This window comes from Halorussus marinus, assembly GCF_004765795.1.
Lineage (GTDB): Archaea > Halobacteriota > Halobacteria > Halobacteriales > Haladaptataceae > Halorussus > Halorussus marinus.
Genome location: NZ_SBIV01000004.1, coordinates 78,987 through 93,382 on the forward strand (window position 1 = coordinate 78,987; position 14,396 = coordinate 93,382).

12 protein-coding genes are annotated in these 14,396 nt (G+C 69.7%); 6 read left to right on the forward strand and 6 right to left on the reverse strand.

Annotated features, from left to right (window positions below; genetic code table 11):
• Nucleotides 1-18: 18 nt before the first annotated feature.
• The gene (locus EPY72_RS09525) at nt 19-1,425 is read right to left on the reverse strand and encodes a sulfite oxidase (RefSeq protein ID WP_135806273.1); all 1,407 of its coding nucleotides are present in this window, start codon (nt 1,423-1,425) and stop codon (nt 19-21) included.
• Nucleotides 1,426-1,538: 113 nt separating this feature from the next.
• Nucleotides 1,539-2,528, reverse strand: coding sequence for a YbhB/YbcL family Raf kinase inhibitor-like protein (locus EPY72_RS19690; protein WP_135806274.1), 990 nt, complete (start codon nt 2,526-2,528; stop codon nt 1,539-1,541).
• A 104-nt stretch (nt 2,529-2,632) separates the two neighbouring features.
• Between EPY72_RS19690 and EPY72_RS09535 the strand changes: the two genes are divergently transcribed.
• From EPY72_RS09535 to idsA3, 4 genes are all read left to right on the forward strand, one after another.
• On the forward strand, nt 2,633-3,064 hold the full coding sequence (locus EPY72_RS09535) for a hypothetical protein (RefSeq protein WP_135806275.1): 432 nt from the start codon (nt 2,633-2,635) through the stop codon (nt 3,062-3,064).
• 69 nt (nt 3,065-3,133) lie between these two features.
• A complete protein-coding gene (locus tag EPY72_RS19390) occupies nt 3,134-3,301 on the forward strand; it encodes an HEWD family protein (protein WP_167599418.1) in 168 nt (55 codons plus the stop codon).
• Nucleotides 3,302-3,502: 201 nt separating this feature from the next.
• On the forward strand, nt 3,503-4,855 hold the full coding sequence (locus EPY72_RS09540; RefSeq protein ID WP_134669935.1) for a ribonuclease J: 1,353 nt from the start codon (nt 3,503-3,505) through the stop codon (nt 4,853-4,855).
• A gap of 1 nt (nt 4,856) precedes the next feature.
• The gene (idsA3, locus tag EPY72_RS09545; RefSeq protein ID WP_134669937.1) at nt 4,857-5,912 is read left to right on the forward strand and encodes a geranylfarnesyl diphosphate synthase; all 1,056 of its coding nucleotides are present in this window, start codon (nt 4,857-4,859) and stop codon (nt 5,910-5,912) included.
• A 114-nt stretch (nt 5,913-6,026) separates the two neighbouring features.
• Here idsA3 and EPY72_RS09550 read toward each other — a convergent pair whose 3' ends face one another.
• Together EPY72_RS09550 and EPY72_RS09555 are read right to left on the reverse strand one after the other, a co-directional pair.
• Nucleotides 6,027-6,431, reverse strand: coding sequence for a DUF7344 domain-containing protein (locus tag EPY72_RS09550; protein WP_210423526.1), 405 nt, complete (start codon nt 6,429-6,431; stop codon nt 6,027-6,029).
• A gap of 108 nt (nt 6,432-6,539) precedes the next feature.
• Entirely contained in the window at nt 6,540-8,504 is a 1,965-nt protein-coding gene (locus EPY72_RS09555) for a bacterio-opsin activator domain-containing protein (protein WP_135806276.1), read from the reverse strand.
• A gap of 112 nt (nt 8,505-8,616) precedes the next feature.
• On the opposite strand from EPY72_RS09555, the gene EPY72_RS09560 reads away from it, so the two are divergent.
• Together EPY72_RS09560 and EPY72_RS09565 are read left to right on the forward strand one after the other, a co-directional pair.
• On the forward strand, nt 8,617-10,338 hold the full coding sequence (locus tag EPY72_RS09560) for a glutamate--tRNA ligase (protein WP_134669940.1): 1,722 nt from the start codon (nt 8,617-8,619) through the stop codon (nt 10,336-10,338).
• Nucleotides 10,339-10,515: 177 nt separating this feature from the next.
• Nucleotides 10,516-11,727 carry a cyclase family protein gene (locus tag EPY72_RS09565; protein WP_135806277.1) on the forward strand — a complete coding sequence of 404 codons (1,212 nt, stop codon included), beginning with the start codon at nt 10,516-10,518 and terminating at the stop codon, nt 11,725-11,727.
• Here EPY72_RS09565 and EPY72_RS19395 read toward each other — a convergent pair whose 3' ends face one another.
• Both EPY72_RS19395 and tmcA read right to left on the reverse strand, forming a co-directional pair.
• Nucleotides 11,728-11,892, reverse strand: coding sequence for a DUF8014 family protein (locus tag EPY72_RS19395; protein WP_167599419.1), 165 nt, complete (start codon nt 11,890-11,892; stop codon nt 11,728-11,730).
• 22 nt (nt 11,893-11,914) lie between these two features.
• Nucleotides 11,915-14,242 carry a tRNA(Met) cytidine acetyltransferase TmcA gene (gene tmcA, locus EPY72_RS09570; RefSeq protein WP_135806278.1) on the reverse strand — a complete coding sequence of 776 codons (2,328 nt, stop codon included), beginning with the start codon at nt 14,240-14,242 and terminating at the stop codon, nt 11,915-11,917.
• Nucleotides 14,243-14,396 lie beyond the last annotated feature (154 nt).

Genomic DNA, 14,396 nt, shown 5'->3' on the forward strand with positions numbered 1-14,396 from the left:
CCCGCCGTGGTCGGCCCGCTACGACGAGGTCGTCGTGGCCGCGGTCTCGGTCTCGGCCTCGCCGTCCCCGGCGGCCTCGACGGTCACCTCGACGCCGTGGGGCTCGTAGGCGTTGTTGCAGTACCCGCCCTGATTCCACGGGAACTGATCGTCCTCGATCGACACGAGCTGGGCGTCGGGATCCGAGACGGTGGCGGGCTGGGTCCGGCCGTTCGCGTCGGTCGCCCGCGAGTACAGCGTGTGCGAGCCCGGCTCTGCGTCCCAGACGTACCGGAACTGGCGCCACGAGTAGGGTGCGTCGACCGGTCCGAAGAACTCCGCCTCCGACCAGCTGTCGCCCCCGTCGGTCGACACCTCGATCGCGTCGACCTCGTCGTCGCCCGCCCACGCGACTCCGATCACCTCGACGCTGCCGCCCGGACCGGGCTCGACGGTCGCGCCCGCGCCCGGATAGCCGATGAGCGACTTGACGAGCTGGTCGTAGACGTACGGGTGGCGGATGTCCGACGACTCCATCTGGTCCCGGACGTCGAAGGCGTCGATGCGCTCGAACTGCTCGGTCTCCTCGTCGATCGGCGTGAGCCGGTAGGAGTACTGCTGCCAGTGGGTGTAGAGGCGCTGGTCTTCGGTCTCCCACTCCTCGCCGAACACCATGCGGTCCATGACGTGCATCCGGTCGACCCACTTGACGTTGTTGTTGCCGTACCACCCGGGAACGAGCAGTCGGACCGGGTAGCCGTGGTCGTCGTTCATCGGACTGCCGTTCATCTCGTAGGCCAGCAGGCAGTCTTCGAGCACCTTCTCCATCGGGATCGACCGGGTGAAGATGTCCTCGCCCTCCGGGGCCTCCCCGCCCATCACCGACAGCCACGTCCCCTCCTGTGTGTCGGCGCCGTAGGCCTCTAACACCTCGCCGACCGGCGTGCCCGTCCAGACGGTGTTGCCGACCGCGCCGAACGTCCACTGGTTGCCCCCGACCTGCGGGTCGAAGTACGACCGACCGTTGCCCGAACACTGCATCGTGTGAGTCACCGTCTCGGTCGAGTAGTCCCGCCGGATCTCGTCCACCGAGACCTCGACCTCCTCGTCGACCATCCCGGTGAGCGAGACGGTCCACTCCTCGGGGTCGATGTCCGGCGTCGGGTAGTGGTTGCGGATGTAGTGTTCCTCCCGGGGCGTGATGTAGCTCTCGTAGGTCGCCCGCGCGGCCGCCTCGGCGTTCTCGGGCTCCTCGGAGATGATCCGCAGTCCCGGGTACTCCGATTCGAGGTCCCCCTCGTCCTGTGTCGTTCGTCCGCCGACGTTGCCCGACAGCACCCCGACGCCCGCAAGCGCGCCGGTCGCCATCATGAACTGCCGTCGGTCCAGATACCGCCGTCGTCCGGTTTCTCGGTCGGTGCTCTCGTCCCCCGTGTCCCCCGTCATACACCGCCACACCGGCGCCCGCGACAATAAGTCTCAGTGTCTCGTGGCCGTCATACGCCGGTTAATGGAATCGGACGCGCGACCGAACTATTCGGCGAGGACCGCCCGCCGAACTACTCGACGACGACCTCTCCGACCATCCCCTGATCGGCGTGGGGCACGCAGACGTACGTGTACGTCCCCGGAACGGTGAAGGTGTGCTCGTAGGTCTCGCCGACTTGCAACACCATGAACGACCTGCTCGCCTCGTAGGAGGCGAACGGGTCGGCGTCCGCCGGGATCGACACCTTCGGGTCGGCCTCGGGCTTGGCGCTGACGTTGTGGCCCTCGCTCTCGGCGGTCCACCGCACGGTGTCGCCGACCGAGATCTCGACCTGATCGGGGACGAACTTGAGGTAGTCGCCCTCCGGGCCGACCGCCACCTCGACGACGTCGCCGGCCGAATCGGTCGCGTCACCGGACCCGTCGTCGGCGGTCGTCTCCCCGCCGGCGCCCTCCTCGGCGCGCTCGTACTGGCCGACGTACCGGGTCCGCGAGATCGCCCGCGGCACCGCGGCCGCGAGCACTTCCTCGTACCCCGCGCCGGGATCGAGGCCGAGCGGCTCTTCGAGCGCATAGAGGGTGAACAGGTAGGTGTGGCGGGGGTCCTCCCGCGGCGGGCACGGGCCGACGTACCCGAGTTCTCCGGTGCCGTTCGCGCCCTGACGCGCGCCGTCGAGCGCGTCGACGGTCTCGCCGGCCGGGACCTCGGCCGGGATGCGCCCGGCGTCGGCCGGGACGTCCCACAGTAGCCAGTGGACGAACGGCGGGTCGGGCGCGTCTGGATCGTCGACCACCAGCGCGAGCGACTCGGCGCCGTCCGGCACCGACTCGATCCGGAGCGGCGGCGAGCGGTTCTCGCCGTCGCAGGTGAACGCCGGCGGTATCGACCCGCCGTTCTCGAACGCGGGGCTCCGAAGCGAGAACCCCGTCTCGGTCGCTGTCCCCGTCTCGCCGTCTGTCGTGGTCTCTTGCTCGCCGCGGCTCCGACTGGCTCCGACGCTCCCGACGACCCCCATCGACGCGGCCCCCGCGGCCGAGCGCAGCAGCGTGCGTCTGCGCATGTGGCTCGGCTTCGACGGTGCCCGGTAAATAGGTGCGGGCCGGCCGTCGCGCGCGACCGACCGCACCCGAACGTATATTCGGCCTGCCGCGGATAGCGCCCGATATGAACCGGCGTCAGTTCCTCGCGGCGGCGTTCGCGACTGCTGGCGCGCCCGCGGTGTCGGGGTGTGCAGGCCTCGCCCCCGGCGGTGAGTCCTACGACGTCGGGGTCGAGACCGTCACCGTCGACGGACGCGAAAAGCGCCTCGTCGCGATCACGCCGACGGGCGATAGCCGACTGGTGAAAGGCGCCGAGATCGTCGTCGACGCCGGCGCGGTTCGGTTCGCGTACACCTCGACGATGAACCACGACGACACCGTCTATCTGGTGTATCGGCCCTCCCGGAGCCCGCCGCGGTTCACGATCGCTCGCGGGCTCGACGACGACCTCGCGGTGTACGGGCTCGACGACATCGGATTTCGGATCGAGGCGGTCGAGATCACGGCTCGCGGGACCACCGCCCGGTACGAACTCGCGTCCGGCTCCCGAGCGTGAGGTGGGGTCTCCGGCAAACCCTGATGCAGGGGACTATTTTAAGTCCCCGTGCCACCTTCTCTCACAAACATGGCCGAACTCGACCCGCCAACGAAACGCGAGTGTCACCGGTGCGGTCGGCGGGAAGTGTGGGACGCCGACGCCGCGAACTGGACGATCGCGAACGGCAACGCCGGAGAGCCCTTCTGCATCCACGAGTGGGACATCACGGGCGCCTACCAGCCGGTCACCGAGTGACCGCTCCGTAGCGATCCCGGCAGTTTTTATTACCGGGACGCGTAAGGCCCGCATAGACCGATCGCTCGCGGATTCGTGGGTCGCCACCGCGGGCTCCCGCCGACGGCTGTGAGACGCCGCGGCCGGGATCCCGACGCCGCGGGCAGGTTTAGGTACGTACGGACGCCACGGAACGTGGCTTTGCGTACAACAGGTGAAACTATGGAAATCGAAATTGCAACCATCGGCGGTTACGAAGAAGTCGGCCGGCAGTGTACTGCGGTCCGCGCGGGCGAGGACGTTGTCATCTTCGACATGGGGCTGAACCTCTCGAAGGTCCTGCTCCACGACAACGTCGAGACCGAGAAACTGCACAGTCTGGACCTGATCGACATGGGCGCGATCCCCGACGACCGCGTCATGTCCGAACTCGAAGGCGACGTGCAGGCGATCGTGCCGACCCACGGTCACCTCGACCACATCGGCGCGATCAGCAAGCTCGCCCACCGGTACAACGCGCCGATCGTCTCGGCCCCGTTCACGATCGAACTGGTGAAACAGCAGATTCAGGGCGAGCAGAAGTTCGGCGTCGAGAACGACCTCGTGAAGATGGAGGCCGGCGAGACGATGTCGATCGGCGACTCCGGGCAGGTCGAACTCGAGTTCGTCAACGTCACCCACTCCATCATCGACGCGATCAACCCCGTCCTCCACACCCCGGAGGGCGCGGTCGTCTACGGCCTCGACAAGCGGATGGACCACACGCCGGTCGTCGGCGACCCCATCGACATGAAGCGGTTCCGCGAGATCGGCCGCGAGGGCGAGGGCGTCCTCGCGTACATCGAAGACTGCACCAACGCGGGCCGGAAGGGCCGCACCCCCAGCGAGTCGGTCGCGCGGCGTCACCTCGAAGACGTCATGACCTCCGTCGAGGACTACGACGGCGGCATCGTGGCGACGACGTTCTCCAGCCACATCGCCCGCGTCAAGAGCCTCGTGGAGTTCGCCCAAGACATCGGCCGCGAGCCGGTGTTGCTCGGGCGCTCGATGGAGAAGTACTCGGGCACCGCCGAGCGACTCGACTTCGTCGACTTCCCCGAGGACATGGGGATGTTCGGCCACCGGAAGTCGGTCGACCGCACGTTCAAGCGGATCATGAAGGAGGGCAAGGAGAACTACCTCCCCATCGTGACCGGCCACCAGGGCGAGCCCCGAGCGATGCTCACCCGGATGGGCCGAGGCGAGACGCCCTACGACCTGGAGAACGGCGACAAGGTCATCTTCTCGGCCCGCGTCATCCCGGAGCCGACCAACGAGGGCCAGCGCTACCAGTCCGAGCGCCTCCTGAAGATGCAGGGCGCACGCATCTACGACGACGTCCACGTCTCGGGCCACCTCCGCGAGGAGGGCCACTACGAGATGCTGGACGCGCTCCAGCCCCAGCACGTCATCCCGGCCCACCAGGACATGAAGGGCTTCTCGCCGTACGTCAACCTCTGTGAGAGTCAGGGCTACAAGCTGGGCCGAGACCTCCACGTCACGAGCAACGGCAACCTCATCCAACTCGTCGAGTAACATGACCGACGCGAGCGCCGAGACACTGGAAGCACAGGTGGTGGGGGCCGTCGAACAGCGACGCGAGCAGGTCAACGACGCCATCGTCGCGGACCTGCCGGTCGCCGAGCCCGAGCGGCTCTACGAGGCCGCCCGTTACCTGCTCGATGCGGGGGGCAAGCGGCTCCGGCCCACCGTGCTGTTGCTGGTCGCGGAGGCGCTCGCGGACGTCGACCCCGAGGCGGCCGACTACCGGTCGTTCCCCGACATCGACGGTCGCCCGGTAGACATGATGGCCGCGGCGGTCTCGATCGAGGTCATCCAGTCGTTCACGCTGATCCACGACGACATCATGGACGACGACGACCTCCGGCGCGGCGTGCCGGCGGTCCATCGGGAGTACGACACCGAGACCGCGATTCTGGCCGGCGACACCCTCTACTCCAAAGCGTTCGAGATCCTGCTGAACGCCGACGCCCCGGCCGACCGCGTGGTCGAGGCGATGGACGTGCTCGCGACGACCTGCACCAAGATCTGCGAGGGTCAGGCCCGCGACATCGAGTTCGAGAGCCGGCTCGACGTGCTCCCAGACGAGTACCTCGACATGATCGAGCACAAGACCGCGGTGCTGTACGGCGCGGCCGCCACCATGCCCGCGATCCTGTTCGGCGCCGACGACGAGACGGTCGAGCAACTCTATCGCTACGGCATCGACGTCGGTCGGGCGTTCCAGATACAGGACGACGTGCTCGATCTGACCGTGCCGAGCGAGCAACTCGGCAAACAGCGCGGTAGCGACCTCGTGGAGAACAAACAGACCATCATCACGCTCCACGCCCGCGAGCAGGGCGTCGACGTCGACGCGCTGGTCGAGACCGACGACGTCGAGGCGGTCACGGAGGCCGAGATCGACGAGGCTGTCGCGGCGCTCCACGACGCCGGGAGCATCGACTACGCGAAACAGAAGGCCCAGGAGCTCGTCGAACGGGGCAAGGGCCGGCTCGAAGTGCTCCCGGAGAACGACGCGCGCGAACTCCTCGAAGGTATCGCCGACTACCTCGTCGAGCGCGGCTACTGATCGCGCTCGCACCGCTCGGCGTCGGGGCGTCTGAGAAGATTCGCCGCCGCGGCGCCGGCGATGGAGGGCGACGGTCGGCGCCGCGGCGGGCACGAAGCGTCGGCGGGGACCGACTCAGTCGGCGTCGAACTCTTTGAAGTGAGTGTGTTCGAGGTACTCCTCGAGCGTGGGCTGGCGCCAGTACCGGACGACGTCGCTTCGCTCGTCGTAGTCGACGACCTCGGCGTCCGCGAGCCGCGGCAGGTGCTTCTCGCGGAGCGCGTCGCCGATGGCGCTCCGGCGCTCGTCGGTGAGCGCGACGTCGTCGGCTCTGGCCTCCCACAGCGCCACATCGTCGGCGAGCGCCTCGACCTCGGCGAGGCCGTCCTCGGTACTCGTCAGCGCGTAGAGGGCGTACCGGCGGCGGCTCTCGGAGAGGAGCTCGAACAGCACGTCGAAGGGCGGCGTCGCGACTGCTCGACCACTGCGGAGAACGTGGTCGTCCTCGGATGTCCCGGCACGGACTGTATCGTCACTCATTGCGGGTGACCACCACCTTCTCCTACCGCCAGGACGGTCAACAAACCCATGCCTCAATAATTAGGTAGTTGCGGAGAGCGTGTCACGCGGCTAATATCACGCGAGTACTCAGTCGAGGAACGTCTCGACCAGTTTGCGCTGGGCGGCCCGGAGGTGCTGGTGGAGCGTCGGCGAGGAGACCCCAAGCGAGTCGGCGACCTCCTCGGCGGTGCTCCCGCGGGGGTAGTCGTAGTAGCCCGCAAAGTAGGCCGCCCGGAGCGCGCTTCGCTGTTTTTCGGTCAGTTCCTCGGTCAACGTTCGCCGGAACTCCCGGGCGGTGTTGACCGGTCGATTGGTCTCGCGCTTGCTCACCAGTTCCGCGTCGGGGTACGACCGGCGCAACTCTTCGACGACCGAGCGGACGTCCAGATCGTGGGGCGCCTCGGTCCGCACCCGGACACCCCCGAAGTCGGCGGACGCCGACGTGACGACGGTCCCGGCGTTGACGAGGTGTTCGACCGGCGAGGACTCGTGGACGATCTCCAGTAGGCATCCGTCGTCGTCGGTGACGACGCGGCTCTCCGCGACCGACGCCGCATCCCGGAGCCGGTCGCGGACCGCCGACGCCGAGGCCCCTTCGACCGCGACGTACTCCAAAAGCCGGTCTTCGGCGGCCGGAACGAACCCCTCGAGCCGACACCGACAGTCGAGGGCCGCCGGGAGGACGCCGAACACCGAGTTCGAGTCGGGGAGCCGAAACTCGAGTTCGACGGCGGTGTCCGAGAGCATCAAGTTCCGGTTTTTGACCGCGTTGATCGCGAACGCGACGACCTCTCCGAGCGTTTCGAGCGCAGTGAGCTCCCGGTCGCCGAACGTGTCGGTGCACGCGCCGCTGATCCCCAGCACGCCGTGGTTGGTGTTACCGTAGCTCAGCGGCACCAGCACCGCAGAGACCATCCCGAGTTCGCGCATGCACTCGCGTTCGCGCTCCGAGAGGCGGTCGGCGTCGGCGGCGTCCGCGATGACGACCGACTCGCCGTCGCTGACGACCTGCGAGAAGGCGTTTTCGGACTCCGGGCGGGCGCTGGTCGCCGCGACGAGCCGGTCGACGGCGTCGCGGTCGGCGCCGACGACGACGCTCGGGGTCGTCCGCTCGTCTTTGACCCACGGGCCGGCGACCCACGCGAACTGATAGAACTCCGAATTGGCGAGCCCCTCACAGACCGACCGCTCGATCTCCTCGCGGGAGGCCGACTCGACCAGCGACTGGAGGATCCGGTTTATGAGGTCGTTGATCCGGGTGAGCGTCCCGAGCTGGTCGTTTCTGATCGCGAGCTCGCGTTCGTTGGCGCGGCGATCGGTCACGTCGCGGGCGACCCACACGACCGCCCGGCGCCCGTCGACCGGTTCGGCGAGCGGCGCGACCCGTCCCTCGAACCACCGCTCGCCGTCGTCGGTCTCGATCTGATACTCGACGGTCTGGACGTCGCCGCGCTCCAGCGTGGCCCGGATGTGATCGACGAATCGGTCCGCGGTCTCGTCGGCGAAGGCGTCGTGGACGTACCGGCCGACGAGCGACTCGGGTTCGTAGGTCTTCAGTTCGGCCGTTCCGGGACTCGACAGCACCTCCAGATACCGGCCCGCCTCGTCCAAGACGAACGCGACGTCCGGGAAGGCGTTGGTCAGCTCGCGGAGTCGGTCGCCGGGCAGACCGGGCTCGGACGCGCCGGCCGCTCGCCGGATCCGCTCACACAGCTCCTCGCCGCCGGCCGACTTCGGCAGGTAGTCGGTCGCACCCGCCCCGAGGGCGTCGCTGGCGACGGTCTCGCTCCCCGAGTCGGTGAAGATCACGAACGGGAGATCGGGTCGCTCGGCCCGGACCGACGCGAGCAGGTCGATCCCGTCGGTCTCGGGCAGGTCGTACTCGCTGACGACGCAGTCGATCCCGCCGTCGGTGAGCCGCTCGCGGGCGGCCGCCGCCGAGTCGACCCGTTTGCCCGTCAGGTCCGGGGCGTCCGCGACCGGCGCCGGCGGCGGTTCGGCGTCGACATAGAGGAACTCGATCCCGGTCGCCGTTCGGTCGCGATCTGTCACGCGTTAGCGAAACGTGCGCCTCGATACACCTAAGCGCCCCGGTTAGCGCGCCGACACGTCGATCGATCCGAATCCGGTTCAGTTTTCCCCCGGACGCGCGAAACGGACCCCAATGGACGACGAACTCCGAGACCGGATCGAGACGGAGGCCGAGAAGCACGCCCTCGTCAACGCGGTCAAGCACGGTAGCGAGGCCGACGTGGGCGCGATCATGGGGCCGCTGATGGGCGACAACCCCGACTTCCGCCAGCACGGCGACGAGATCCCCGGCGTCATCGGGCCGGTCATTTCGCGGGTCAACGGCCTCGACCCCGACGAGCGCCGCGACCGCCTCGCGGACCTCGCGCCCGACTGGCTCGCCGAGATCGAGAGCGACGACGAGGACGACAGCTTACTGCCCGACCTGCCGAACGCCGAGGAGTACGATCAGGTCCGCATGCGGTGTGCCCCGAACCCCAACGGGCCGTGGCACATCGGCCACGCCCGGATGCCCGCGGTCATCGGCACCTACGCCGAGGAGTACGACGGGGAGTTCATCGTCCGGTTCGACGACACCGATCCCGAGACCAAGCGCCCGCTTCTGTGGGCTTACGACGAGATCCTCGACGAGATCGACTACCTCGGCTTCGAGCCCGCCGAGGTCTACCGCGCCAGCGACCGGCTCGAGACGTACTACGACCACGCCCGTCGGCTCATCGAGAAGGGCGGCGCCTACACCTGCTCGTGTCCGGCCGGGGAGTTCTCGGACCTGAAGAACGACGCCGAGCCGTGTCCCCACCGCGACAAGGACCCCGAGACCACGATGGCGGAGTTCGAGTCGATGGTCGACGGCGAGTACGAGTCGGGCGAGATGGTGCTCCGGGTGAAGACCGACATCGAGCACAAGAACCCCGCGCTCCGAGACTGGGTCGCGTTCCGGATCATCGACACGCCCCACCCGCGCGAGGCGGCCGAGGACGACCGGTGTTGGCCGATGCTCGACTTCCAGTCGGGGGTCGACGACCACCTGACCGGCGTCACCCACATCATCCGGGGGATCGACCTCCAGGACTCGGCGAAGCGCCAGCGGTTCGTCTACGACTACTTCGACTGGGAGTACCCCGAGGTCATCCACTGGGGCCACGTTCAGGTCGACGAGTACGACGTGAAGATGTCGACCTCCACGATCGGAGAGCTCATCGAGGCCGGCGACCTCGACGGCTGGGACGACCCGCGGGCGCCGACGCTCCCGAGCGTCGAGCGCCGGGGCATCCGCGGCGAGGCGCTGGTCGAGGCGATGGTCGGGCTCGGCACCTCCACGAGCAACGTCGATCTGGCGATGAGCACGGTGTACGCGAACAACCGCGAGCTGATCGACGACGAGGCCGACCGCTACTTCTTCGTGCGCGAGGACCACGCCGACTTCACGCTCGCCGGCGAGCCCCCCGAGACCGCGAGCCCGCCGGTCCATCCCGACCACGAGGACAGGGGCACCCGCGACATCGACCCCGGCAACCGGGTCCGCATCGAGGAGCCCGACGTCCCGGCCGACGGCGAGCGCGTCTGGCTCAAGGGGTTCGGCTGCTTCCGGCGCGACGGCGAGACCTTCGAGTACGCCGGCGACGACATCGCCGCGGTCCGCGAGGAGGGCGTCGACGTGATCCACTGGGTGCCCGCCGACAGCGCGACACTCACCCGGATGCGGACCATGGACGGCGACGTGATCGGCTACGCAGAGCCCGGATTCCGGGAGGCCGACCCCGACGAGGTGGTCCAGTTCGAGCGCGTCGGGTTCGCCCGGGTCGATCGACAGGAGGCCGACGACGAGACGGTCGCGTACTTCGCTCACGAGTGAGCGCCGGCTGACGGCTCCCCGCGTTCGTATTCCGACGCGCGGCCGCTAAACCCATCCAAACAGTAATAGCCGTGGCTCCGGTGCGTACGCGTGGCAGTTCCGGGTCGGGGCCGTGCGTTCGCCGACCGCGGTGTCGTCGCTCGCCCGGTCCCGGACGGATGCCGGGGGGAAAACGACATGAGCGACAACCGATCCGAAGCGAGTGGAGGGGGCGTGGAGCGACGCGAGTTCGTCCGGGGATGTGGCGCGCTCGCCGCGTTCGCGGCCGCGGGCGTCTCGGCGGGGGACGTGACGGCGCAGTCCGACCGGCCCGAGGGCGACCTCGAAGCGCTCCTCGAAGAGATGCCGAGAAACTGGGGCCGGTGGGGCGAGGACGACGAGCTCGGCGCGTTGAACTTCCTCGGGAGCGCGGAGGCACTCGCCGGCGTTCGAGCGGCGACGCGGGAGGACGCGACCGGGATCGAGACGTTCACGCTCCAGACGTCGATGACCGGCGAGGTGGACCGCGACCCGATCTTTCCGACGCGGACCGTCGCCCGGCGCACCAACGCGCAGGACGAGCGATCCTACCGAGAGGGTGAGGCCGAGCCGTCGGCGGGCGGGCTCAAGTTCTCCGACGACCGGTTCGTCAACTCGCTGTACCCGCAGGGGACGACCCACGTCGACGCGCCCGGCCACGCGTGGTACGGCGACCGGATCTACAACGGGTTCGACGCCGAGACCACCGCGGCGACCAAGGAGTTCGACGAGCCCCTCGAAGGGTGTGGGGGCGAGTCGGTGTCCGAAACGCGCGGGCTCGGGCGAGCCGACGTCTCGCACGTCGCGGACCACGGCATCGTCGGCCGCGGCGTCCTCCTTGACGTCGGGCGGGCGATGGGCGGGGCCGGCGATCGACTGGAACCCAACGCCTGCATCTCGCGCGCGGACCTCGAACGCACCGCCGACGAACAGGGGGTGGCGCTCGGACCCCGCGACGTGCCGGTGATCCGGACCGGCTCGGTCGCCCGCGCCCGCGACGACGACCCCGAACACGAGTGGGCGCCGCTCGAAGAGCCGGGGCTGTGCTACAGCGAGGGGCTCGTCGAGTGGGTCCACGAGATGGAGTTTCCCGTCATCGGCGGCGACACGCTGAGCGTCGAGAAGAACGTACAGATCATCGACGGCGAGGAGTATCTGGTGCCGCTCCACGGTGCGTTCCACCGGAATCTCGGCGTGCCGTTCGCCGAGGTGCTGTGGCTCGAAGACCTCGCTGAAAGCGCGGCCGCCGACGGCGTGTACGACTTCCTGTTTACGGGCGCGCCGATCAACATCGAGCGCGCGACCGGCGCGATGATCAATCCGGTCGCGATGAAAGCCACGACGCCCGAGAGCGCCGACGAGTCGGAGTGATCAGAGCCACGAGTCGCCGTCGGCGTCGAGGGGCTCGGCGACCACGCCGTCGCGCTGGACCAGCGCGCGGGCGTGAGCCACACACACCTCGCGGTTCTCGGCCCACGGGACGTGGAGCCTGACCGCGGCCGGCGCCTCGCAGTCGTCCTCGGCGCACTCGGGCACGCCCGACCGTACGGGGTGGCGCCTAATCGGTGTACCGCCGCTTCTCTTCGAGGGCCGCCTCGGTGCCGTACCGGTCGACCAACGGCTCGTAGGCGTCGCCGAGCGCGCGCATGCACTGGCCCGCCGAGTGATAGCCGAGTTCGTCGGCGACCGCGCGCCACGGGTGGCCCTGCAACACCTTCCGGACCAACAGGCGCTCGTGGCGGGCCGAGAGCGCCGGCGCTCGGTCCGCGGCGTCGACGAAGTACCGGAGCGCCACTCGCCGGAAGGGACGGGGCGCGGCGTCGTAGAGCCCGGGGCCGTAGGCGCTGGCCGCGACCGCCCGCCAGTCCCACGCCGAGAGGTCGAGTCCGATCTCGGCGTCGAGCGACCCCAACAGCTCCCGGACCACGTCGGGATCGGCGTCGCGAAGCGGGTCGGCCAGCATCGACCCGATCCGGGAGCCGAGCCACCCCGCGTGGCGGTCCCGGAGCGCCCGGCCCGCCTCGGTGAGCGGGTCGAGCATGAGCGCGGAGTACTCGCCGCTCTCGTCGTTGCGCGTGGTCGAGAGCTGGACCGCGCCGTAGCCGTTCGCGCGCCAGAACCGGAGGAGTTCCGGAGTCGCGCCGTAGCCGACCCCGAGCCAGTCGAGTTCGCCGTCGAACTCCGAGCGCACCGCCGACAGCAGTCGCGAGCCGAGCCCGCGCGACCTGACCGCGTGGTGGGTCGCGATGCGCATCACCCGCAGTCCCTCGGGGGCGCCGGCCGACTCGTCGCGGAGCTGGGAGGTCAGCACGTCGGGGAGCATGTTGCCCCGAACGCGCCCGCCCTCGTACATGTGTTCGCGGACGTCCGCCGGAAGGCCGCCCTCGCGGGCAAGCAGTGCGACCGCGACGACGTGGCCCGCCCGGTCGGACGCGGTCGAATCGTCGGTGACGAGCGCCCGGACCGCGAGGTTCGGGGCGTCGAGGAGCCGCGCGAGGTCGGCGGGCTCGGTGCGGTAGTGAGCCAGCACGAGCAGGCCGAACGCCTCCCGAAGCAGACGCTCGTCGGCCAGCAGGTCCTGGGGGCCGAGCGCCCGATACGAAACCGACCCGGGAGTGGCCGACTCGACCACCGGATCGACGGCGGGCGCGGCGTCCAACAGCAACGCCCGGAACGCCCAGACCTCGACCGGGTCGCCCGGGGCGTACCGGATCGGCTCGTCGAGTCGGGCCTCGGTCACCTCGTGGCGGCTCTCGGCGAGTCGGTCTCGGAACCGGACCGAAAACCCCCGGCCTGCGCCTTCGTAGCCCCGGACCGTCGTGGTGAACGCGACCCGGTCGGCCGCCAGAAACCGTTCGAGCAGTCGGACCGAGAGGGCGGCCGCCTCGTCGACGATCACCGCGTCGGGGTCGCCGTGTAGGTCGGCGGCGTCGGTCGGCGTCTCGAAGCGGACGCGCCCGCCCTCGGCGGTGCGGACGTCCCGCGGCGGGTCGCCGTCGGAACTTCGGTCCGACGAGGATCGCGACTCGCCGAGTCGCTCACCCCGGTCGGTCTCGACGCCGCGGTCGAGCGCCCCGAGCAGGCCGCGAGCCCGGACGAACACCTCGCGGGCGCTCCGGTACTCCGGCGCCGTGACCACCACGTCCGCGCCCTCGGCGGCGAGCGCGCCGGCCGCGATGCCCGCCGCGCTCGATTTCCCCCTGCCCCGGTCGGCCTCCGCGACGACCGCGTTGTCGTCGGCTCCGAGCGCTTCGAGCGCCCGGACCACGTCGACCTGATCCGCCGTGAGACACGCCTCGTAGGCGGCCGCCGGGAAGCTCCGGTCGGCGGGCACCCCCGGCGGGTCGTCGGCGGTCGCGAGCCGCGGGGCCGGCCGGGTCAGCCCGTCGCGCTCGACGGTCCCGTCGGCGGCGTCGACGACGGCGACGCCGCGGTGGACTCTGAGCGTCTCGGCGAACCGTCGTCGGAACCGTCCGGTCACGTCGTCGAGGTCGGCCGGCGGCACCGCGAGGCTCCTATCGAAGTCGGTCCGGCCGTCGGCGAACGAGTCGAGCCCGGGCAACAGGAGGACGAACAGCCCGCCGCCCTCGATCGCGCCGACGACCCGACCGACCGCGTTCGGTCGGAAGTCGGCGTGACAGTCGAGCACCACGCACTCGCGGGTGGTTCCGAGCAGTCGGTCGGCGCGCTTCGGGCCGACGCGCTCGCAGTCGAGGTGGCCGGTCCCGACCAGCGCGGTCGCCTCGCGGTCGATATCGGCGGCGTCGAGCGCTCGGTCGGCCGCCTCGTAGCAGGCGTCCCGGTCGCCGGTGAGCGCGAGCAGTCGGCGCTCGTCGGTCGCGGCGGCTTCCCGGCGGAGCGTGGCGGCGACCTCGGCGAGAGTCATGGCCGAGGGTAGTTCCGAGACGGGTATGGGCGTTGCGACTCCGACCCCCGATCGCGCGAACCGCGGAGGGCGGGAATGAGTCGGCGACCCGTGGCGCGCCGTCCCACGCCGTGCGGGTATTTGGAAGCGCTTTTAAGGGGTGACGAACTATCAA